Origin of the sequence: Haloferula luteola (genome assembly GCF_014201715.1) — a bacterium.
In the GTDB taxonomy this organism is placed as follows: domain Bacteria; phylum Verrucomicrobiota; class Verrucomicrobiia; order Verrucomicrobiales; family Akkermansiaceae; genus Haloferula; species Haloferula luteola.
In genome coordinates, this window is sequence record NZ_JACHFD010000005.1 from 198,868 (window position 1) to 217,947 (window position 19,080).

At 58.9% G+C, this 19,080-nt stretch carries 16 protein-coding genes; 4 read left to right on the plus strand and 12 right to left on the minus strand.

Annotated elements, in window-relative coordinates; all coding sequences use genetic code 11:
* Positions 1 to 174: 174 nt before the first annotated feature.
* Genes HNR46_RS06965 through HNR46_RS06980 form a run of 4 tightly spaced genes read right to left on the minus strand, consistent with a single transcriptional unit; the run spans position 175 to position 4,608 of the window.
* Positions 175 to 852 carry a response regulator transcription factor gene (locus tag HNR46_RS06965; protein WP_184017168.1) on the minus strand — a complete coding sequence of 226 codons (678 nt, stop codon included), beginning with the start codon at positions 850 to 852 and terminating at the stop codon, positions 175 to 177.
* A complete protein-coding gene (locus tag HNR46_RS06970) occupies positions 849 to 2,396 on the minus strand; it encodes a sensor histidine kinase (protein ID WP_246417978.1) in 1,548 nt (515 codons plus the stop codon). Before HNR46_RS06970 ends, HNR46_RS06965 begins: the two co-directional genes overlap by 4 nt.
* Complete coding sequence (locus HNR46_RS06975) at positions 2,396 to 3,160, minus strand: hypothetical protein (RefSeq protein WP_184017172.1); 765 nt, start codon at positions 3,158 to 3,160, stop codon at positions 2,396 to 2,398. Before HNR46_RS06975 ends, HNR46_RS06970 begins: the two co-directional genes overlap by 1 nt.
* Positions 3,161 to 3,216: 56 nt before the next feature.
* Entirely contained in the window at positions 3,217 to 4,608 is a 1,392-nt protein-coding gene (locus tag HNR46_RS06980; protein WP_184017174.1) for a sulfatase family protein, read from the minus strand.
* A 93-nt stretch (positions 4,609 to 4,701) separates the two neighbouring features.
* On the opposite strand from HNR46_RS06980, the gene HNR46_RS06985 reads away from it, so the two are divergent.
* Positions 4,702 to 5,289 (plus strand): hypothetical protein, encoded by a 588-nt coding sequence (locus tag HNR46_RS06985; RefSeq protein ID WP_184017176.1) that lies wholly within the window; start codon positions 4,702 to 4,704, stop codon positions 5,287 to 5,289.
* Here HNR46_RS06985 and HNR46_RS06990 read toward each other — a convergent pair whose 3' ends face one another.
* On the minus strand, positions 5,290 to 7,140 hold the full coding sequence (locus HNR46_RS06990; protein WP_184017178.1) for a glycoside hydrolase family 15 protein: 1,851 nt from the start codon (positions 7,138 to 7,140) through the stop codon (positions 5,290 to 5,292). It lies immediately after the preceding gene.
* Positions 7,141 to 7,410: 270 nt separating this feature from the next.
* Here HNR46_RS06990 and HNR46_RS06995 point away from each other — a divergent pair, with 270 nt between their 5' ends.
* A complete protein-coding gene (locus HNR46_RS06995) occupies positions 7,411 to 8,271 on the plus strand; it encodes an SDR family oxidoreductase (protein ID WP_221285051.1) in 861 nt (286 codons plus the stop codon).
* Positions 8,261 to 9,007, plus strand: a complete 747-nt coding sequence (locus tag HNR46_RS07000; RefSeq protein ID WP_184017180.1) for a phosphatase PAP2 family protein — start codon at positions 8,261 to 8,263, stop codon at positions 9,005 to 9,007. Before HNR46_RS06995 ends, HNR46_RS07000 begins: the two co-directional genes overlap by 11 nt.
* A gap of 28 nt (positions 9,008 to 9,035) precedes the next feature.
* On the opposite strand, the gene HNR46_RS07005 is transcribed toward HNR46_RS07000, so the two are convergent.
* Together HNR46_RS07005 and HNR46_RS07010 are read right to left on the minus strand one after the other, a co-directional pair.
* A complete protein-coding gene (locus HNR46_RS07005; RefSeq protein ID WP_281375555.1) occupies positions 9,036 to 10,910 on the minus strand; it encodes a phosphoenolpyruvate carboxykinase (GTP) in 1,875 nt (624 codons plus the stop codon).
* 564 nt (positions 10,911 to 11,474) lie between these two features.
* Positions 11,475 to 12,332 (minus strand): hypothetical protein, encoded by an 858-nt coding sequence (locus HNR46_RS07010; RefSeq protein ID WP_184017184.1) that lies wholly within the window; start codon positions 12,330 to 12,332, stop codon positions 11,475 to 11,477.
* A 305-nt stretch (positions 12,333 to 12,637) separates the two neighbouring features.
* Here HNR46_RS07010 and HNR46_RS07015 point away from each other — a divergent pair, with 305 nt between their 5' ends.
* Entirely contained in the window at positions 12,638 to 13,696 is a 1,059-nt protein-coding gene (locus tag HNR46_RS07015; RefSeq protein WP_184017186.1) for a Ca2+-dependent phosphoinositide-specific phospholipase C, read from the plus strand.
* 68 nt (positions 13,697 to 13,764) lie between these two features.
* On the opposite strand, the gene HNR46_RS07020 is transcribed toward HNR46_RS07015, so the two are convergent.
* The 5 genes from HNR46_RS07020 to HNR46_RS07040 form a co-directional block, all read right to left on the minus strand.
* On the minus strand, positions 13,765 to 14,592 hold the full coding sequence (locus tag HNR46_RS07020) for a PEP-CTERM sorting domain-containing protein (protein ID WP_221285052.1): 828 nt from the start codon (positions 14,590 to 14,592) through the stop codon (positions 13,765 to 13,767).
* 168 nt (positions 14,593 to 14,760) lie between these two features.
* On the minus strand, positions 14,761 to 14,991 hold the full coding sequence (locus HNR46_RS07025) for a hypothetical protein (protein WP_184017190.1): 231 nt from the start codon (positions 14,989 to 14,991) through the stop codon (positions 14,761 to 14,763).
* Between the two features lie 58 nt (positions 14,992 to 15,049).
* The gene (gene dxs, locus HNR46_RS07030; protein WP_184017192.1) at positions 15,050 to 16,942 is read right to left on the minus strand and encodes a 1-deoxy-D-xylulose-5-phosphate synthase; all 1,893 of its coding nucleotides are present in this window, start codon (positions 16,940 to 16,942) and stop codon (positions 15,050 to 15,052) included.
* Positions 16,920 to 17,219, minus strand: coding sequence for an exodeoxyribonuclease VII small subunit (gene xseB, locus HNR46_RS07035; RefSeq protein WP_184017194.1), 300 nt, complete (start codon positions 17,217 to 17,219; stop codon positions 16,920 to 16,922). Before xseB ends, dxs begins: the two co-directional genes overlap by 23 nt.
* Complete coding sequence (locus HNR46_RS07040) at positions 17,219 to 19,054, minus strand: ArnT family glycosyltransferase (protein WP_184017196.1); 1,836 nt, start codon at positions 19,052 to 19,054, stop codon at positions 17,219 to 17,221. The genes xseB and HNR46_RS07040 overlap by 1 nt, the downstream gene beginning before the upstream one ends.
* Between the last annotated feature and the right edge of the window lie 26 nt (positions 19,055 to 19,080).

The window sequence follows — 19,080 nt, forward strand, 5'->3', positions numbered from 1 at the left end:
GCAGGAATACTTCCTACTCCGGCGCTGGCTTACAAACGATCCGCGTCAGTTTTTGATTGGGCGTGAAAGAGTGATTGGGGGCGCGAGGAGATTTTCGAGATAAGAATGACGGGGCCCGACCCCAAGCGGATCCCAAAGGGATCAGGAGGCGGGATGGCGGCCACCTGCCGGGTGTCAGGCACTCATTCCGAGCCGATAGCCGATGCTGCGGACCGTCAGGATGAGGTCGGGGTCGGAGGGATTGGCTTCGATCTTCCGCCGAAGCACGCAGATGTGCTGATCCAGAGTGCGGGAGTCGGGGAAATAGTCCGAACCCCAGCAGGTATCGAAGAAGGCATCTCGGCTGACGGCTTCCCCGCGATGTTGGTGAAGCAGGCGAAGGATGGAGATTTCTCTGGGAGTCAGCTCAATCGAAGTTCCTCCACGCAGGGCGCATTGGCGGGAGGGGTGAATCACCAGGGGACCGACGGAAAATGAGCCCGGGGCGGTGCCGATTCTGCGTCGGAGTGCAGCGCGAATGCGGGCAAGGACTTCATGGCGGGTGAAGGGCTTGCGGATGAAATCATCGGCGCCGAGATCGAGGCCAGCGACGATGTCGATTTCCTGGTTTTTGGCGGAAAGAAATAGGATGGGCACCTCACGATCACTTTCGCGGACTCGGCGGCAGAGGGAATAGCCATCGAGACCCGGCATCATGATGTCGAGACACAGGAGATCTGGCTGGTGAAGGCGCCACATTTCGAGGGCGGCGCGTCCGTCCGGGGCGCGGAGGGTAGCAAAGCCTTCGCGTTCGATGCAGGTCGCGAGGGCTTCGAGGGTGATGGGGTCGTCTTCAGCGATGAGGATGGTCATGCCACTTGGAATCGACGGTGAAGGGGTTCCGCCGCGGGAGCGGGGATTTGGAGTTCGAATCGGGCTCCACGATGCGATTTCCGGAGATGGAGGTCGCCGCCATGGCGGCGGGCAAGCTCACGGCCGATCGCCAAGCCGAGACCCGTGCCGCTGGAGCCTTCGTGAGTGCTGGAGTGAACCCGTTCGAAAGGCCGAAAGATGCGTTCTTGGTCGGCGGGCGGGATGCCAGGGCCGAGGTCGGAAACGGTCAGGGAAAAGACTCCATTTTGCCATGCCGAAATGAGCGTCGCTCGGTGCCCCGAGGCGGCGTATTTTTCGACGTTCGAAAGCAGATTGCCCGCGATTTGCTCGAGGGCATCGGGATCGAGAATCACGGCAACTCCGGAGGCAAGGGATCGTTCCAGCTGGATTCCTCGTCGTTCGAGGGCAGGGGCGAAAGTATCGGCTACGCGCATAAGGATCTCGTCGGGCAGGCATCGAACGGGGGAGAGTTGGAGCGCGTTTCGTTCGCGGCGGGAAAAAGTGAGAACGTTGGCGACGAGCCGTGAGAGTCGCGCGATCTCCTCGCGGACCAAGCTGAGGCGTTGATGGGCCGCGGTTCGGTCTTGGTCGATTGCGTCGTCAGCGAGATCGAGATTGAGGGAGAGATTGGTGAGGGGGGATCCGAGTTCGTGCGAGACGCGGTTGACGAAGGAGACTCGCTCCGAAGCAAGTTGGAGGGCGCGGCGTTGTTGACGGTGGAGCAGGAGACCGCAGGCGGCGAGGATGAGGGAGAACCCCCACCCGGTCGCCAGGGTGGCTGGATCGTGATCGTGGTTCTGAGTCACCCGGTCCCAGCCGCGGATTTGCCAAGTTCCGGAAAAGGTATGGATCGGTAAAATGGCGGCTGCAGGGCCTTCGTGAGAAGGTCCGATCGAGTAGACGGAATCTCCGTGGGGAGCTTCGATGCGGAACGATGCTCCAGTTTGCTTGAGGGGCCCAGCGGGTTCGCGGAGCCAGTTTTGAAGGTGGGATGCGAGTCGTTCTTGCACTTCAGGAAGGTGAATCAGAGCGGCGCAAAGGACTCCGGATTCAGGGCGAGAAAGGTGGATTTTGTAGTCGGAGCTGGGAGTGGAAAGCCACACGCCTTGCTCTGGTATTGGCCGATCGAGCCAGTCTCTTTCAAGGACAACAGCGTGGTCAGGATTGAAGGGAGAACGGGCGTCGACGAGAGTGATTTCCGGCGGGCCGACTTCCTGAGGTCGAGGATCGTAGATGCGTTCGGGGCCCTTTTTCCGAAACAGTTGAATCCGACGGACTCCCGCGCCGGGGTCGCTCAGGTGTCCCCGGTAAAGGAGGTCCTGAGCATCCCGTTGGAGGTAACCACGGAAGAGGGAGTCGAGCCGTGCGAACTCCTGACGCAGAACATCGTCGAGGGCCAGCAGTTGGTCGCGATCGATGGGCGTGCGGTTCTCCTCAGTGCGCCGGGCCAGGCGCTCGGCGGCGATGGCGGTGAGCAACGCCAAGGCAAACATGGGGAGTAGGGTGAACCATGCGGGACGCATCACGGCCGGGAAAGTGTGGCCGTCATGAATACCAACCAGACTTCACTCGGCGAGTCTGGATTTGGGGTATGGGAAGAGGGGTTGAAGCTGCCGATGAGGAGGGGTCGATTGACCCGGCAGGTCAGCGCTGTGCGGATTTCCTGGCGATCGAAGATCGGCATTTCGACGCGAGCCAGCCCGTTGCCATAGGCTTGATTTCCATGATGGAGAACCCGCTCCAAGTTGACGGAAAGGTCAATGATCTCACCATTCATTCCGAGGTTGGGGGAAATTTCGGCGGTGAGCCCCAATTCCCGGGTTTCAAAGGCGCAGGGTTTCAGAATCGGGTTCTCGGAACCAGAGGGGAGAGCGAGGCTGAGAGAGGTGGCTTCGGGACTGTCCGCCGAGGCTGAAGGGTCTTGCGGGGGGCGATTGACGATCGCGTCGTATTCGGTGGGGAAGATGAAGTCGCTGGCGGACTTGGCCGTCGCTTTTTCCCCTGAACGGGCCCGAACAATCATCAGGACTTCCCTTTGAAGGGTTCCGCCGGTGGCCTGTTTCACCAAGGATTCGTAGAACTCGATATCTGGGGTTCGCTGGGCGAGTTGCTCGGCTGCTGATTTCTGATCGAGTTTGAACACCTCAAAGCAACAAGAGACCTGTTGAGGTCCTTCCCACCGCGGTTCGGCAGGTGCGTCGGTTTGGGTTTTGAAGGGGTCAGCTTCCGTTTGAGCATGGAGGAAGCTGGCGGCGAGCAGGCAGAGGATGGGAGCGAAGGATTTCATCACCCAGCCACGATAGAAGATCGCGGCTGGGAATGGGTCAGCAGTTTGTCAAAAGCTTAGGGGCGTTCGAAATCGGATCCTTTGTCGGCCGGCATGGCTTGGTGCCAGGCGAGGAGTTCGCGGGTCAGGCGAGCCACGATCTTGGGCTTCTTGGAGGCGAGGTTTTGAGTTTCTTCGCGATCGCTGTCCAAGTTGTAGAGTTGGGGTTCGGAGCCGTCATACTCGCAGAGGAGCTTCCATTGGCCGTCGCGGACCGCGAGATCGGGAAGGTCCTGGTTTTCGTTGCCTGGACGATCCGGGGGGCGGCGGAAGAAGAGCGGCTTGTCGCGAGATTCCGTCGACTTTCCAAGAAAGGTCGCGAGACGGGCTTGGCCATCGAAATGGGCGTCGGGGGCTTCGACTCCAGCCAGTTCGAGTAAGGAGGGGACGAGGTCGATGGCTGCGAGCACCGATTGGGTGTTAGTTTTTCCCGCCTGATCGGCAGCGAGAAAGCCTGGACTCCAGACGATGAGAGGCGAGCGAACGCCCCCTTCGTAGAGTTCCGTTTTGTGTCCTTTGAAGGGGCCAGCGGTCCCGGCCCCGGGTTCCGGGCCGTTGTCGGAGCAGACGACGATGACGGTGTTGCCTCGGAGCTTCTCGCTACGACGGACGTAGTCGAGGATTGGTGCGAGTTGCTCATCGGCGGAATCGAGGACACGCTGATAGAGTTTGCGCTTGGCGTCGCCTTGGCGGTTGCCAGGCGGGAAGAAGGGGGAATGGACGTCGTCCGGCCAAAGATTCACGTAGAAAGGGGTGTCGGAAGACTCGGCTTTCTTGATGAAATCCAAAGCGGCTTCCGCAAAGCGGGTGGTGACCTTGGAGCGGTCTTCCCACTCGATGGGTCCGTGTCCGAGGCCGGCGCTACCGAGGTCCCATGGATGGGTAGGTTTTCCGTTATGCGGATCGCAGATCGGAAGCACGCGCGGACCAAGTCCTTCGAAATTGGTCAGCGAGGCATCGAAGCCATATTCGGTGATCAGAGGGGCATCGGCGACATCGCGTTGGCCGCCCATGTGCCACTTGCCAAAGTGGCCGGTGGCGTAGCCTGCCTGGTGAAGGTAGCGGGCGAGCATGGGGGCCTTCGGATCAAGCCACTGGGCCATGCCGCGGCGTTCGTTCTGGGCGCGGTTGTCGAGGTAGGAATGGATTTTCCAGCGTTGCGGGTATTGGCCCGTGGAAATGGCAGTGCGTGATGGCGAGCAAATCGGGGAGTTGACGTAGAATTGCTCAAATCGCAGCCCCTCGGATGCGAGTTGGTCGATGTGTTGAGTTTCGACCTGTGCATTGCCAAAGCAGGAAAAATCCCCCCATCCCATGTCGTCGATGAAGACAAAGAGGATATTGGGTTTGTCGGGAGCGGCCTGCAGGCCGGTCACCAGCAGGAGGAGCAAAGCGAAGGCGCGGATCATCTTCGATAGTATGGCCAAGAATGACCCAATGTTACGCGAAAAACGACAGAATCCGGGCTTTTCAGAGTTTGAGAGCCTCCTCAGTCTTTCGTCATGATCGGTAAGGCTCTGGGGATGTGGGGATTGTTGGCGATGGCGTCGTTTGGCGATGTCGAGGCCCGCATGGTCCGAATCCGGGGATGGCATGCCGCGATGGATGAGGGTAAGGCGGTGAGCGTGCGGACCCTCCACCAAGATTACCAAAGGGGGCGCTACTCTGTCACGGCGACCCATCGTGAATTCGATCAGGGTCTAAGCTCGGTGACCTTGGAATTGATGGAAGGGAAACATGGTGGTTACACTTTCCACTACTACTATAAGAAGGGTGAGTTGTTTTTGCTCTACGTGGTTTCAGAATCTTGGCACTTTTCTGGTGGTGAAGGGGAAACAGAAAAGATCTCAGGGAGCCGGAAGGAGGATCGTTACTACTATGAAGATGGGACGTGCATCCGGCAGATGAGTCGGTCGCTCGCTCGGGAAGGTCCGACTGAGCTGGCGTCTGAGTTGGCGATGATGGAACAAAAATCCATGAAGCCAGATGAGTTTGCGAAGTTCTATGCCGACCAGGCGAAGGCCTTGTTGCGTGTGAGATCGCATGAGGATCTGCACGAATTTGTGGACGGGGATTCGATCGATTTCTGATCAACCTTTGCCTCCACTGATCCGGGAGGAAGGCTCTTCATTGAGTCGATGGTCGAGTTCGAAAGCCGCACTGATCATGGCGAGGTGGCTGAATGCCTGGGGGATGTTTCCGAGGCATTCGCCCCGTTTCCCCAGTTGTTCGGAAAACAGTCCGAGAGGGCTCGCATACCCGAGCATCTTTTCAAAAAGCAGTCGGGCTCGTTGCAGATCTCCGGAGCGCGAAACACACTCAATGTACCAAAACGAACAAATGGAGAAGCTGCCTTCCTTGCCTTCCAAACAGTCGGAAAAGGCTTCACCCACGCGGTAGCGATCGACCAAGGAGTCGTGAACCAGGGTATGGGATAAGGCGTCAAGGTGCTGGAGCCATTGGGGGTCGGTTGGGCTGATCATGCGCACCAGGGGCATGACGAGGGAGGAAGCATCAAGGGCGGTTCCCCCTTTGAATTGGACAAAGGCGCCTTGATCTGGATCCCAAAACTCGTCGAAGACCTCTTCGTAAATGGCATCGCGTGACTTTTGCCAATCGGCGACGGGCCCGGGGAGTCCGCGTTTGGTTGTCAGGCGGATGGCACGATCCAAGGCAACCCAGCTCATGATGCGGGAATACAGGAAGTGGCGGTTTTCGCTGCGAACTTCCCAGATGCTGGCATCGGCCTCATGAGCGTGGCGGCAGACATGGTTGGCGAGTTCGCGGATGTTCCTCCAAAGTCGATGTGAAATGGGCGAGCCGGTGGCGTCGAAGAGCTCAATGGAGTCCATGACTTCCCCGTAGATATCCAGCTGTTTCTGATCGTGATTGGTGGAGCCTATTCTAACGGGCCGGGAGTGCCGGTATCCCTCGAAATGATCGAGATGGACCTCGCCGTCGATGTCGGAGCCATCAATGCGGTACATGGTTTTCAAAGTGGCGTCGTCCTCATCTTCGGTGATCCGGTCCTCGAGCCACTTCATGAAGGCCCCGGCTTCTTCGGTGTAACCTAGCCGCATGAGGGCATAGGTGCTGAAGGAAGCGTCGCGCAACCATGTGTAACGGTAGTCCCAATTGCGCACTCCGCCAATTTCATTGGGGAATCCGAAGCAGGGCGCTGCGATGATGGAGCCGTATTGGCGAGAGGTAAGAAGCTTGAGAGCGAGAGCCGCACGGTGCACCGATTCCCGCCAACGGCCGTTGTAGTGGCAACGGCCGATCCAGCGGCGCCAGAAGTTGCAGGTCCTTTTGAAGGCATCTGCCGAGTATCCCTCGTGGCCGCAGGAAGCCGCATCGGGAGCATTCGCCTCGCGCATGATGAAGGAGGCATGTTCTCCTTCGAGAAGGAGGAACTCGGCGGCGCCATCACGGTTTCGTATTTCGAGGGGGACACTGGAATGCAGGAGAAGACGGAGCGGGACTTCCTGATCGGACTCAAAGAGCAAGGTGTGAGCGTCCAGCGCGGTGACGTGATGGGAGGCGCGCCCATAGTCGAACCTCGGAGCAAAGGTGAGAGAAAACCGGACATCGCCGATGACGCTCTTCGCGCGACGCACCAGGGCCTGTGGGATGGCTTCGTCGGCTTCGTCCAGGGCCATGAAGCTGGAGACTTCTGCCACTCCATCTTCCGAGAGGAAGCGGGTGATGAGGACATTGGTGTCCGGAAGGTAGAGTTGCTTTTCTGCGCGGTCGTCGAGCACCGGTTCGATTTGAAATCGTCCTCCATTTTTTCGATCGACGTGGGCAGCGAAGATGGATGGGGAATCGAAATGGGGAAAACACATCGATTCGACGGCACCGTTGGGTCCGAGCAGGGCGACGGTGCGAAGATCGCCAATGATTCCGTAAGCGGAAATGGGAGGGAAAGGATCGTGAGGCATGGATGGAGGGAGGTCGGATCGCGCGTTGACCCCTTCGCAGATTTCCGGCCGATGATCGAATCGGAGCCTTGAGAGGTTAAGAGGACGCGACGTGGAAGGGGCCTCAGACCTGATAAGTGTCGTGACGTTGAAGCCGTGGGCATTCGGCTTCGCGTCTCAAATCGCACGGTAGCGAAGAGACAACATGGTGTTCTGCAATGGAAGCGGAAGGGAGAAGCCTTGGATTTCAAGGTATCAGCGGCGGGTACAGACCCTGCAGGGGTGGCGGGCATGGAAATGAGCGTTCCTGCCGAGGCGGAAGGAGTTCGAGCGGGTGAGTCCACGCGGCCTCATCCGATGGCCGAAATGAAATCGATGTCACTGGACCATCGGGTCGCGGTGGTCACGGGGTCGGACTCAGGGATCGGCAGAGCGATTGCGATCGAGTTGGCTCAAGCGGGAGCAGATGTGGCCGTTTCCTACCACAGCGATCGTGAAGGTGCGGAGGAGACCGCGGCGCGGGTGCGGGCAGCGGGAGCGCGGGCATGGGTGGGACGATTGGATGTCACTGATCCAGTTTCGGTCGCCTCTTACATGAAGACGATTTCCGAGGAACTGGGGCGGATTGCCATTCTGGTGAACAATGCCGGAATGGATGGCGACGAGGCTCACGTCGCTTCCATCTCCTTGGATGAGTGGGACAAGGTGATCTCGGTGAATCTTCGGGGGCCATTTTTGTGCACGCAGGCCGTGCTCTCGGATATGATTTTGGCGCGCCAAGGGGTCGTGCTCAATGTGACTTCAGTCCACGAGACGATTCCTTGGGCAGGTCATGCGGCTTACTGCGCTGCCAAGGCGGGAGTCTCGATGATGACCCGAAGCATGGCGCTTGAATTGCAGAACGTGGGGGTTCGAGTGGTGGCATTGGCACCAGGGGCGATTGCGACGCCGATCAATGCGGAGGTCCGCAATGATCCCAAGGGGATGGCGGATTTGAAAACAAAGATTCCCCTCCAACGAGTGGGTGAGCCTCAGGAAATTGCCCAAATTGCCCGAGTGTTGGTTTCCGATGCGGCATCTTACGTCACTGGTACGACGGTGACCGTCGATGGAGGGATGACTGCGTATCCGAGTTTTTCTCATGGGGGCTGAGATATCGATCTCTGGCAAGGTTCTTCGCACCTGGCAGTGGTTGCGCGCCCGGTGGGGCGTGCCGATGCTCGCGGTAGTTCTGTTAGGGGGAGCCTTCGGCTTCCTCGAAATTGCCGAGGAAGTGGGGGAGGCTGAGACGCGGAAAGTGGACGAGACGATCCTTCTGGCGATGCGACAGGAGGGTCATGCGGATCGTCCTGTCGGTCCGGAAGGGTTAGCGGAAGTTGCGCGAGATATCACCGCTTTGGGAGGAGCAACCTTGTTGACGTTGATCTGTTTGGTCGCGTGGGGAATGACCTTGTTTGCCGGGAAGCGGAGATTGGCGTGGGTGGGTGTGGGAGCCGTGGTGGTGGCCATGCTGGTGATGAAGTTGCTGAAGCTGGGCTATGATCGACCGCGCCCGGATTTGGTGGAACATGGAACTCGGGTGGTGAGTGCGAGTTTCCCTAGTGGGCATTCGATGATGTCGGCTGTGGTGTATCTGACTCTTGGGATTTTGGTGGCGCGGACCCAACCGAAGCGTCGAGTGCAGGCGTTCGTACTGGCCGTTTCTGTGGGGGTCACGGTGGCTGTGGGATTGAGTCGAGTCTATTTGGGTGTGCATTGGCCGACGGATGTGCTGGCCGGCTGGATGTTAGGGGGTGTCTGGGCGCTCGCGGTGTGGATTCTGGCGGGAGTGCTGGAGGACCGCTGTCGGGCCGAAAAAAAGACGACCCCCGGAAGGGGGCCGTCTTGAGAGGGAAGAGAGCGATCGAGATGGTGCCTCAGGCGAGGCGTGCGGCGAGAAGCTCGCGCTGGAAGACGATTTCCTTCGGCATCAGATCGTAGAGCTTCAGGAACAGGCGACCTTGGTCGACGAGCTCTTCGGCCCATTCGTCCGGATTGTAAGCCATGCACTTGTCGAACTGCTCTTCGGTGAAGCCTTCGAGGCCATCCGAGTTGAATTCGGTGAAGTGAGGTGTCCAACCGATCGGTGTTTCGTGGCCCAGCACGCGGCCTTTGCAGCGGTTCACGATCCACTCGAGAACCCGCATATTCTGTCCATATCCGGGCCACAGGAACTTGCCGTTTTCATCGAGACGGAACCAGTTCACGTGGAAGAAGCGAGGCAGGTGCTCGATCTTGTCGCGCATGTCCAACCAGTGGTGGAAGTATTCCGCCATGTTGTATCCGCAGAATGGGAGCATGGCCATGGGATCGCGGCGGACGCCGGCTTTGAGACCGATGGCTGCAGCAGTGACTTCCGAGCCCATGGTGGCACCGACATAGACGCCGTGTGACCAGTTGAAGGCCTGATAGACGAGCGGCATGGTGTTCGGGCGGCGGCCGCCGAAGACGATGGCCGAGATCGGCACCCCATCGGGATTTTGCCACTCAGGGTCGATCGTCGGGCACTGTTCGGCCGGTGCGGTGAAGCGGGCGTTCGGATGCGCAGCCTTTTCGCCGCTGCCGGGAGTCCAGTCGTTGCCCTTCCAGTCGATCAAGTGAGCAGGAGCTTCCTTCGTCAGGCCTTCCCACCAGACATCTCCGTCATCCGTGAGGGCGACATTGGTGAAGATCGCGTTCTCTGTCATCGAGTCCATCGCGATCGGGTTGGTGTCGTAAGACGTGCCCGGTGCGACACCGAAGTATCCGGTTTCTGGGTTGATGGCGTGGAGTTTGCCGTCTTCGTGGCCCCACATCCATGCGATGTCGTCGCCAATGATCGAGGTCTTCCAACCCTTGTCCGCGTATTCTTTCGGCGGAATGAGCATGGCGAGGTTGGTCTTACCACAAGCGCTCGGGAAGGCTGCAGCGATGTAGGTCTTTTCCTTTTCTGGCGATTCGATACCGACGACCAGCATGTGTTCGGCCATCCAATCGTGCTCGCGGGCGATGTTGCTGGCGATCCGCAGGGCCAGGCACTTTTTGCCGAGCAAGGCATTCCCACCGTAGCCCGATCCGTAGGACCAGATCTCGCGGGTTTCAGGGAAGTGACAGATGTATTTGTCTTCGTTGCAGGGCCAAGTGACGTCTTGTTGGCCGGGTTCCAGGGGGGCGCCGACGGTGTGGACGCAGGGGATGAAATTGCCGTGGCCGTCACGCTTGGCCGGGATCTCGCCTGCGGCTTCTGCTTCGAGGCGGTCGAGCACCTTCTTGCCCATGTGGGCCATGATGCGCATGTTGACGACGACGTATGCGCTATCGGTGATTTCAATGCCGATCTTCGCCAAAGGCGAGTCGAGGGGCCCCATGCAGAAAGGAATCACATACATGGTGCGGCCCTTCATGCAGCCGGTGAACTTTGGCTTCAGGATGGCCTTCATTTCCTTGGGGTCCATCCAGTTGTTCGTGCCGCCGGCAGCGCCTTTGCGGCGGGTGCAGATGTAAGTCCGGTCTTCGACCCGGGCCACGTCCGATGGGGTCGAGCGGGCAAGGAAGGAATTTGGCCGTTTTTCGGGATTGAGGCGAGTAAAGGTTCCTTTGTCGCAAAGAAGTTGGGTCAGCCGGTCCCATTCTTCCTGCGATCCGTCGCACCATTCGACGGCATCGGGCTGGCAGAGCTGAGTCATTTCCTCGACCCAGGCGGCGAGGGCTTCGTGTTTGGTAGGATTGCTCATTGCGGCGCTATCCTGAGCTATCGAGCTGACGCTGGGCAACGCGATCCGAAAATACGGCAGAAAATGATCCGAATTCGCGGAGTGGGTGACTCATCGCGCGAATTGATGCACAGTGGATGCGGGAATCCGGGGGAGTGAGACGGCAAAAGGTGCCGAGAATTCGGCGTCTGACCGAAAAAAGAGGGGCGCAAGGTTTCCCCCGAAACCATGCGCCCCAAGCGAGTTTCACCGAACCGAACTCTTGCGGAGCCCGATGTTGAGGACCAGCCCCCCAGCCGGTACACATCAACACATTCGAGAAACCCACTCATGGTGACGAAAGCCAGCGGCTTTCACCGTTGTCTTCCATCAGTTCGTATATCGGAGTTTTCAACCTTCCTTTCCATTCAATTGGAAAAAATGCGTAAACATTCGAAGTGGGATGAGGCGGGGCGGGAGCGGCCCCAATGATCTAACCAAATCTCATCGAGAGAGTTGAATCGAATCAAGGAGAGGAGAGGCTCCGTAGAGATCAGGGGGAGTTGGAGAGCTGAAGTCCGGCCATGAAAAAGGACGGACATCCTGAGATGCCCGTCCTCGCCAAGTGAAAAGGGGTGCGAAGTCTTAGCGGCGGCGGCGCAGCAGGCCGAGGAGACCGAGTCCGCCGAGGAGGGCGACCGTCGGTTCCGGAACTGCCAGAGGATTGGAAGTCAGCTCGCCAGTGCTGTAGTAGAGGTTATCGATACTGACGTGCCCGTCCTGACCGCCAGCGAGTCCAAAGGCCGCGAGGCTAGAGGTTCCCAGAGAATTCCGGAATGCGGAATCCGAGGCTCCCAGGACGCCGTCGTCCGTGCCAGTGGAGGTGTACATGTCAAAGGTGTTCGCGGTGGTATCCACGACCAACCAGACATTGTACCAGGTATCCTCAGACATGTTGTCGATCACGATGGTCGAGTTGGATGCCTTGAGGTCGACGCTGCCGGATGTGCCGGAAACGAAAGGCATGACGGCGAAGTCTGCCCAAGAGTCGTTGTTGTCGAGGGTGGCAGTGGTGTCGGTCAGGCCGATCATCGTGTCATAGGACGAACCACCGCTGACCACCATGACTTGGAAGAAAATGGTGGTGATGCTGGAGTCCGCGACGGTGAAGTCGCTGGAGTAGGCGGAGGAGAGGTTCGTGACGGCACCGCGCCAGCCGGCAGCAGCTTGAGCGGGGAGACCCCAAACTTCGAGGGCGTTGTCCGCGGCGCTTGAGTCATCGGTGATGATGGCATTGGAAGTGCCGTTCCAGACTCCGGTCCAAACTCCGGAAGTGGCATCACCTGCGCCTGCGGCGCCGATCGTCGTGATACTGCTGTTGTCGTAAGAATCGAAGCTGTCGATGAGCGACCAAGCCGCGTGAGCGGAAAGGGAGCTGAGTGCAAGGGCGGTAGCGGCGACCGCGGCCGTGGGCCGGGAAGCTGGAATCCAGTGTCTTCTCATGTTGATGGAGGTAGGGTCTTGAGTTCAGATGACACTCGGGGAGGGACGCGGGCTGGAAACTGGTATCGCCGAGTAAGTGGCCACGGGTGTGGCCTGCACGGCAGAGCAACCCTCAAACCATCTCGACCCCTCCATATGGGTTGGAAAGCTCTAAGGTTCTCATTTTCAGAGGTCGCATTTCATGCCTCTGCCGTCGACTAGATGAAAGGGGGGGAGGGATGCCTGAGGTGCGGAGACGAGGAAGGTGGCGGAAGCGTCAAATGACGGCGTTTGTGAGGCCGGAGCGAGGACCTAGCCTTGCGCGCATGAGTTGGACGAAGATTGTGTCGATGATGGGGGTGATGTTGGCGGTCTCCGGGGCGTGGGGGGAGGAGCTGCGGTTGAATGATTTTCAGATGATTGGAACGCACAATTCCTACCATCTTTCTCCGACCGAGGCGGAGTTGCAGATGATCGCCCGAAACAAGCCGGAGGATGCGAAGGCGGTGGTTTATTCGAATCGAACTCTCACGGAGCAGTTGAATCGTGGAATCCGCCAATTCGAATTGGATCTGTGGTCCGATCCCAGCGGACGGCGGTTTGCCCATCCGATGGCATTGCGTCTCGCATCCAGGCCGGGAAGCTCGGGCGGGGTGAGTTCACACGATCCTGCCGGGAAGTTGCTCTGGCCGGGGGCGAAAGTCCTGCACGCGCCCCACTATGATTTCCGCACGACGGTGCTGACGCTGAAAGATGCGCTGGAGGAGATGGGAAAGTGGTCGGAGGAGCACCCAGATCATCATCCGGTGATGGTGATTCTTGAGCTGAAAGGTCAGACCAAGGATTGGACGAACGAGAAGCTCAAGGTGCTGGAGGCGGAGGTGCTTGAGGGGATGTCGAGGGAGCGTCTCCTGACTCCGGACGACGTTCGTGGCGATGCCAAGGATCTTCGATCGGCGGTGGTCGGCAGGGGCTGGCCGGAAATGTCTCAATGCCAGGGGAAGTTTCTTCTGATGTTGGACAACGAAGGAGAGGTTCGAGACGGCTATGTGGACGCCGATCCGATTCTGAAGGGTCGGTTGTTGTTCCCGAGTTGTGAGAGCGAGAACGAACCGGCGGCCGGGTGGTTCAAGCTCAACAACGTGATGAAGGATGCGCAGAGAATCCGTCAGCTAGTGGAGTCCGGGTTTTTGGTCAGGACCCGTTCGGACGTGGGGCTCAAGGAAGGTCGGGAGAATGATCCGACACGGAGAGATCTCGCCCTCAAGTCGGGGGCTCAATTTGTGAGTACCGATTTTCCCGAACCGAAAGAAGGGATGAGCGACTATCAGGTGGTTTTCGAGGATGGTGGCTATGTGCGGAGAAATCCGGTGACGAAGAAGTGACCGGGCCACGAAAATGGCGGACCCCGGGGTCGGAGTCCGCCATGCGTTCGGTTCGGTGAATGGCTCGATCAGCGACGTTGGCGCCGGATCAATCCGAGAACTCCGAGGCCGCTGAGAAGGGCGATCGAAGGTTCCGGGACCGGGACGGTCAGGAGGGTGCCGTCCGAGTAGTAAATGTTGTCGACCGTAAGCTGAGTGCCGGCATTTCCGCCCGCCATGAAGCCGATCGCGTTGAGGTCGAGATTGCCCGAGAAGTTGCGCCAGTTGGCGTCCCCGGTGACGAGCACAGCTGCGTCGGTGCCGGTCGACATGTAGAGGGCATAGGTGGGGTCGGTGGCGTCATTGTTGACCACAACCCAGACATTGTACCAGACATCCGGGGTCATGGCGGCCCAGAAGGTGCCAGGAGCGTCGGCGTTGATGTAGGGAGTGGTGGCGTCATTGTTGACGTAGGGCATGACGGCGAAGTCCTGCCAGGCATCGGTCGTGTCGATGTTGCTGACATCGGGTGAGAGCCCCATCATGAAGTCGTAGTCCCATCCCGCGCCGTTGGAGGTGTAGGATGCCTTGACCTGCCAATAGAAAGTTTTGATTTCGCCCACCGTGATGGCGGCGTCGGTGCCGGTGAGGTTGCGCTCGGCACCGCTCCAGGTGAAGCCCCCGAGGGTCTGGAGAGAGTTTCCTTGGTCGGTGGCGATGATGGTTGATGCGGAGCTATCGGTCACCTCGGTGTTCCAGGTGCCCGAGGTCGCCGCGCTGGTTTCGCCGAGTGCATAGCTGTCGAAGTTGTCGAGCAAAGCCCACGCGGCTTGGGCAGAGGGAAGGGCCAAGGCGGCGGCAATGGATGGAATCACGATACGCCGAAGGGGGCGAAATGGAGTCAATCTGGAGTTCATTCTGGGGTAGGTTGGTTGGCTTTTCATCGAAGGTATCCGCGTCAAAAACGCGAAAGCACCCTCCATGGTTGACGTTATAGAAAGCGTTTCTTGTGGGGTGGGGTCAATCAAAAGAAACGTATCTTGTGACAGCGTACTGGGATCCCTAGGTGCCCGTATCACTTGGGCTCAGAGAATCTGATCGCGAAGCGAAGCCCGAAGAGAACTAGGGAAGTTGGGCTTGAAGTGGAGCGTTCGTTGGGGGGTGATCCAGAACCCAGTGTGGGATGGCAGCTCCACGGTATTCATCAAATCTCGAATCGCCTGAAGCCGGGAAGGGCTGAAATGCCCCTTCCGGACTTTGAGCTGCCCGGCGCGGATTTCAATCCACTCGGCAGCGTGACGTTCAAGGTGATGCATGCCGATCCAAGAAAAGAATCGGCCATCAGGAGGCAAGGGCGAAGTGCCGTAGAGCGATTCAGAGGTGCTTGTCGATCTTCTCCAATGCGGCTTCGACGGTGAGGCCGTGCTTGGCACGCAGGATGTCAATCTTGCCATGTTCGATCCATTCGTCAGGCCAGCCGATGCGAACGACCGGGGTGGCGACGCCAGCGTCGTGGAGATGTTCGATGACGCTGCTGCCAAAACCACCGACGAGCACGTGGTCTTCGAAGGTGCAGACGACCTTGGCTTGGCGGGCGACGCGTTCGATCAGGTCTCCATCGAGAGGTTTGATGAAGCGAGGATTGACGAGGGAAACGGAGAGTCCTCGAGCTTCGAGGCGGGCTTTGGTTTCCTCGGCCATGGAAAACAGGGTGCCTAGGCCGATGAGGGCGACATCGGTTCCTTCGGAAATCCACTCACCCTTGCCGAGCTCGATGGGCTCGCAAGGGCCATCGACGGGAGTGCCGGCGATCGGGCCGCGAGGGTAGCGGATGGCGGTGGGACCATCATCGTAGACCGCCATCCATTTCAGCATGGCGACGAATTCGGCCTCGTCCTTCGGCTGCATGTGAATGAGCCCGGGAACGATGCGCAGATAGCCAATGTCGAACAGTCCGTGGTGGGTAGGACCATCATCGCCGGATAGGCTGCCGCGGTCCATGCAGAGACGCACGGGAAGGTTCTGCAGGGCAATGTCATGAAGGATCATGTCATAGGCGCGCTGCATGAAGGTGGAGTAGATCGCCAGGAAGGGCCGGATGCCTTTGGTGGCCAGACCACTGGCGAACAGGGCGGCATGTTCTTCCGCAATCCCGACATCGAAGTAGCGCTCCGGGATCTCATTTTTGAAGATCTCGAGCTTGGTTCCCCCGGGCATGGCGCCGGTGATGGCGACGATTTTTTCGTCCTCCTTGGCGAGATCGGTCACGGTGCGGCCGAAGATGTCCGAGGCGGTGGGGGTGGAAGATACGTCAGTGGATCCGTCCTCGATTTTGTAGGTACCGAGGCCGTGGAATTTGCCTGGGTTGTCGATGGCGGGTTGATAACCGCGGCCTTTTTCGGTGATCACATGGAGGACTACCGGCTCGTTGAGAGTCTTGAGGTAGTCGAAAGTTTTGACCAGAAGGGGAAGGTCGTGGCCATCGATGGGGCCGAAGTAACGAATGCCGAATTTCTCAAAAAGAACATTCGGGAACAGGAGGTTCTTGGCGCCTTCTTCGACCTTGTGGGCCAGATTGCGGGCGGCCTTGCCGGCAAGCCTTTCGACGAATTCGGCGGCAGCATTGCGCACCGAGGAGTAGGTCGAGTGAGTCTGAAGGGCATTGAAGTATCGGGCGATGGCACCGACGTTCTTGTCGATCGACCATTCATTGTCGTTGAGAACGACGATGAACTTCTTGGTGGTCTCCGCGATGTTATTGAGCGCCTCGAGAGTGGGTCCGCAGGTGAAGGCCGCGTCGCCGGCAAGGGCGACGACCTGGCAATCTTCGTGGGTGAGGTCGCGAGCTGCGGCCATGCCGAGAGCGGCAGAAAGGGCTGTGCCTGCGTGTCCAGCACCGTAGCAGTCATGTTCAGACTCACTGCGCAGGAGGAAGCCATTGAGGCCCTCGTAGGTGCGGATGGTGTGAATGCGCTCCGCTCGGCCGGTCAGCATCTTGTGGACATAGCCTTGGTGGGCCACGTCGAAAACGAAGTGGTCCTTGGGCGTGGAGAAGACGCGGTGGAGGGCGATGGTCAGCTCAACGACTCCGAGGTTCGGTCCGAGGTGTCCGCCCGTTTTGGAGAGATTCGTGATGAGGGCATCACGGATCTCCTGTGCCAACTTGGGCAGATCGGATTCAGGGAGCGCCTTGAGATCCTCCGGAGAGTGCAGGTTGGCGAGAAGGGTGCCGAGGTGAGGAGGCTCAGAAGAGGCGGATGTCGTCATCGGGATCGTCGTCGGACGATTCGTTGGTCACGTCTTCGTCCGGGGTCAAGGGGTTTGAAGCTTGTTGGCTGATGGTTTGGAGTCGTTCCCGAGCACCTTGCAGCACCGTTTGGCAGCGGTCGAGGAGCTTCACGCCCTTCTCGTAACGCGAAACCAGTTGTTCCAGTGGGAGTTGTTCCTCCTCCATGGATTGAACGATGGCCTCAAGCTCACTGAGTGCGTCCTCGAAGGAGGGTTCAGAGAGATTTTCCGGCTCTGCTTTTTTCCGGGCAGGCATCAGTTGTCGAGGGTGTCGTCGGAAATCCGCTTTTCGCTGTAGTAGATGATATTTTGGCCGAGGAGGGGATAGCGAATGGGGAAGCGCTTGGCGAAATCGGCCATGGTGGGGGCCTTGTCGTAAAGCGGGAACCCGACTTGGGATTTGGTGGCACCGGTGATTGAGGCGACGGTTCCGTCGAGGATCAGTGGGGCGAAATCTTCGTTGTCGGAGACGATCGTGCTCACGTTGCCCTGGTTGCGAGAGGAGGGGGTGATGAGGACTCCGGTGAATTGGTTGCCTTGGTCATTGGCCTTCTGTTCGAGTTGATCGAAGTCGGCCATGGTTTTGGGCAACCAGAGGGAATGGACGTCGGCATACCAAGCCACCGCCCAGGGTTGGTCGGAGACCACGACCTCGGTGGAGGTGGGGCTCTTGTCGACCCAGGTGGCCAAACCTCGGTTGAGGATCAGGGGGTAGTAGGGAGGCCATTGAGGCCATCCGCCTTTATCGGAGAACAGGAGGAAAAGTTTCACGTCGCGAGGGAGCGACAGAAGCAAGGGTGCTGCGGAGAGCACCACGACGGCATAGTAGTGCGCGTTGCGGAGATACGGGGTGTTGTTCACCGCGGGGAGGCGGCTCCAAAGAATGGAGAGAAAGGCCAACCCGTAGGCTGCCATGATCGGGGCAAAGAGGAGGTGGATTTGGTTGGAGTGAAGAGTCACCCGGCTGTCGATTCCGAAGACGGCCATGCCAATGGCACCAAACAACCACATGATGGCGATCAGCCAGCGGAATCGAGCAATGGCAGGGCGCTTGAACGGGTGGAGAAGGGCGATGAAGAAGATGGGTGCCGCGAGGATGCCCCCGAGGAAGGGGATCAAATCGGTGACCTGAACCAGGGTGGTGGCAAAGATTTTCAGCAACAACCCGTCGAGAACGAGGGGAGTGGAGCTGAGATCGAGGGTCCGCATCACGGCGGATTCCGAGCCGGAAGAAAGTCCATTGTAGAAGACGAATCGTGCCACTCCGAACGGCTGGCCAGTCACTTGAGCCATGCGGATCAAGGGATAAGCGATGACGGCGAGAAGGATAGCAAGGGAGGACAAGGCGATCACCCCGCGTGGGCGGAATGCAACAGCGGCGAAGATCAGGTAGCCGAAGAAGACCCAAGCCGTGATCCAGTGGGCGAGGACCATGAGGGAGAAGAACAGAGCCGCGAGGAGGGGCTGCACGTAGTTGGTTTTTCCTTCCTCCTGTTCTTCAATGGCGCGGTAGGCAAAATAGACCCCGCAGGTGAAGAGAAGAAGGAGGAGCATCTGCGGCAGGCCACTCTGGGAGAATTTCCAGAACATGTCGGAAAACAACATCAGCACCGCCGTGAATCCGGCGATTTTGCCATCGAAGATGCGACTGACCAAGAGGAAGGTCACGCCGATGGCCATCAAAAAGAAGAGCGTAGAAACGACCGCGACCACCCGGTCCAATTCATAGACGAGTTCGGTGGCGGGAATGGTCCATTTCTCCGGCTGATCGGCGCCGACGAGCTTGAACACCGCCCCCAGAATCATGGGGTTGAGGGGGGATTGGTAGGTGTCCTTGAGGGTGACGAGGGAGACGGCCCCGCCTTCGTGCGATTCGGCGAGGTGGAGTTCGAGGGGGCGGATCACCTTGGTGGTGAGGCCTTCGCCACGGGAAATTTGCCGAGCGAGTTGGGCCTGATCCATGGCTTCGGGAGTGCTGAGGCCGCGGAAGATCACGAAGATGTGAATCAAAGCGAGGGCGATCAGGCACACGAAGAAGACGGCACGGCGTACCACGGTGGCCGGGTCGAAAGTCGAAGAGGGGTCGCTCATGAGTGATGAAAAAAGTCGGGAGAAGT

What these genes read in the sequence shown, in the direction of transcription:
- HNR46_RS06980 (WP_184017174.1), bottom strand. Translation starts at nt 4,608, where the DNA reads ATGATCCGCGCCTTCGCTTTGCTCCTCCTGCTGGTGACCGGCCTGCAG.
- HNR46_RS07015 (WP_184017186.1), top strand. Translation starts at nt 12,638, where the DNA reads ATGAGTTGGACGAAGATTGTGTCGATGATGGGGGTGATGTTGGCGGTC.
- HNR46_RS06965 (WP_184017168.1), bottom strand. Translation starts at nt 852, where the DNA reads ATGACCATCCTCATCGCTGAAGACGACCCCATCACCCTCGAAGCCCTC.
- HNR46_RS06975 (WP_184017172.1), bottom strand. Translation starts at nt 3,160, where the DNA reads ATGAAATCCTTCGCTCCCATCCTCTGCCTGCTCGCCGCCAGCTTCCTC.
- HNR46_RS07025 (WP_184017190.1), bottom strand. Translation starts at nt 14,991, where the DNA reads ATGCATCACCTTGAACGTCACGCTGCCGAGTGGATTGAAATCCGCGCC.
- HNR46_RS07040 (WP_184017196.1), bottom strand. Translation starts at nt 19,054, where the DNA reads ATGAGCGACCCCTCTTCGACTTTCGACCCGGCCACCGTGGTACGCCGT.
- HNR46_RS07000 (WP_184017180.1), top strand. Translation starts at nt 8,261, where the DNA reads ATGGGGGCTGAGATATCGATCTCTGGCAAGGTTCTTCGCACCTGGCAG.
- HNR46_RS06990 (WP_184017178.1), bottom strand. Translation starts at nt 7,140, where the DNA reads ATGCCTCACGATCCTTTCCCTCCCATTTCCGCTTACGGAATCATTGGC.
- HNR46_RS07020 (WP_221285052.1), bottom strand. Translation starts at nt 14,592, where the DNA reads ATGAACTCCAGATTGACTCCATTTCGCCCCCTTCGGCGTATCGTGATT.
- HNR46_RS06985 (WP_184017176.1), top strand. Translation starts at nt 4,702, where the DNA reads ATGATCGGTAAGGCTCTGGGGATGTGGGGATTGTTGGCGATGGCGTCG.
- dxs (WP_184017192.1), bottom strand. Translation starts at nt 16,942, where the DNA reads ATGACGACATCCGCCTCTTCTGAGCCTCCTCACCTCGGCACCCTTCTC.
- xseB (WP_184017194.1), bottom strand. Translation starts at nt 17,219, where the DNA reads ATGCCTGCCCGGAAAAAAGCAGAGCCGGAAAATCTCTCTGAACCCTCC.
- HNR46_RS06970 (WP_246417978.1), bottom strand. Translation starts at nt 2,396, where the DNA reads ATGCGTCCCGCATGGTTCACCCTACTCCCCATGTTTGCCTTGGCGTTG.
- HNR46_RS07010 (WP_184017184.1), bottom strand. Translation starts at nt 12,332, where the DNA reads ATGAGAAGACACTGGATTCCAGCTTCCCGGCCCACGGCCGCGGTCGCC.
- HNR46_RS06995 (WP_221285051.1), top strand. Translation starts at nt 7,411, where the DNA reads ATGGAAATGAGCGTTCCTGCCGAGGCGGAAGGAGTTCGAGCGGGTGAG.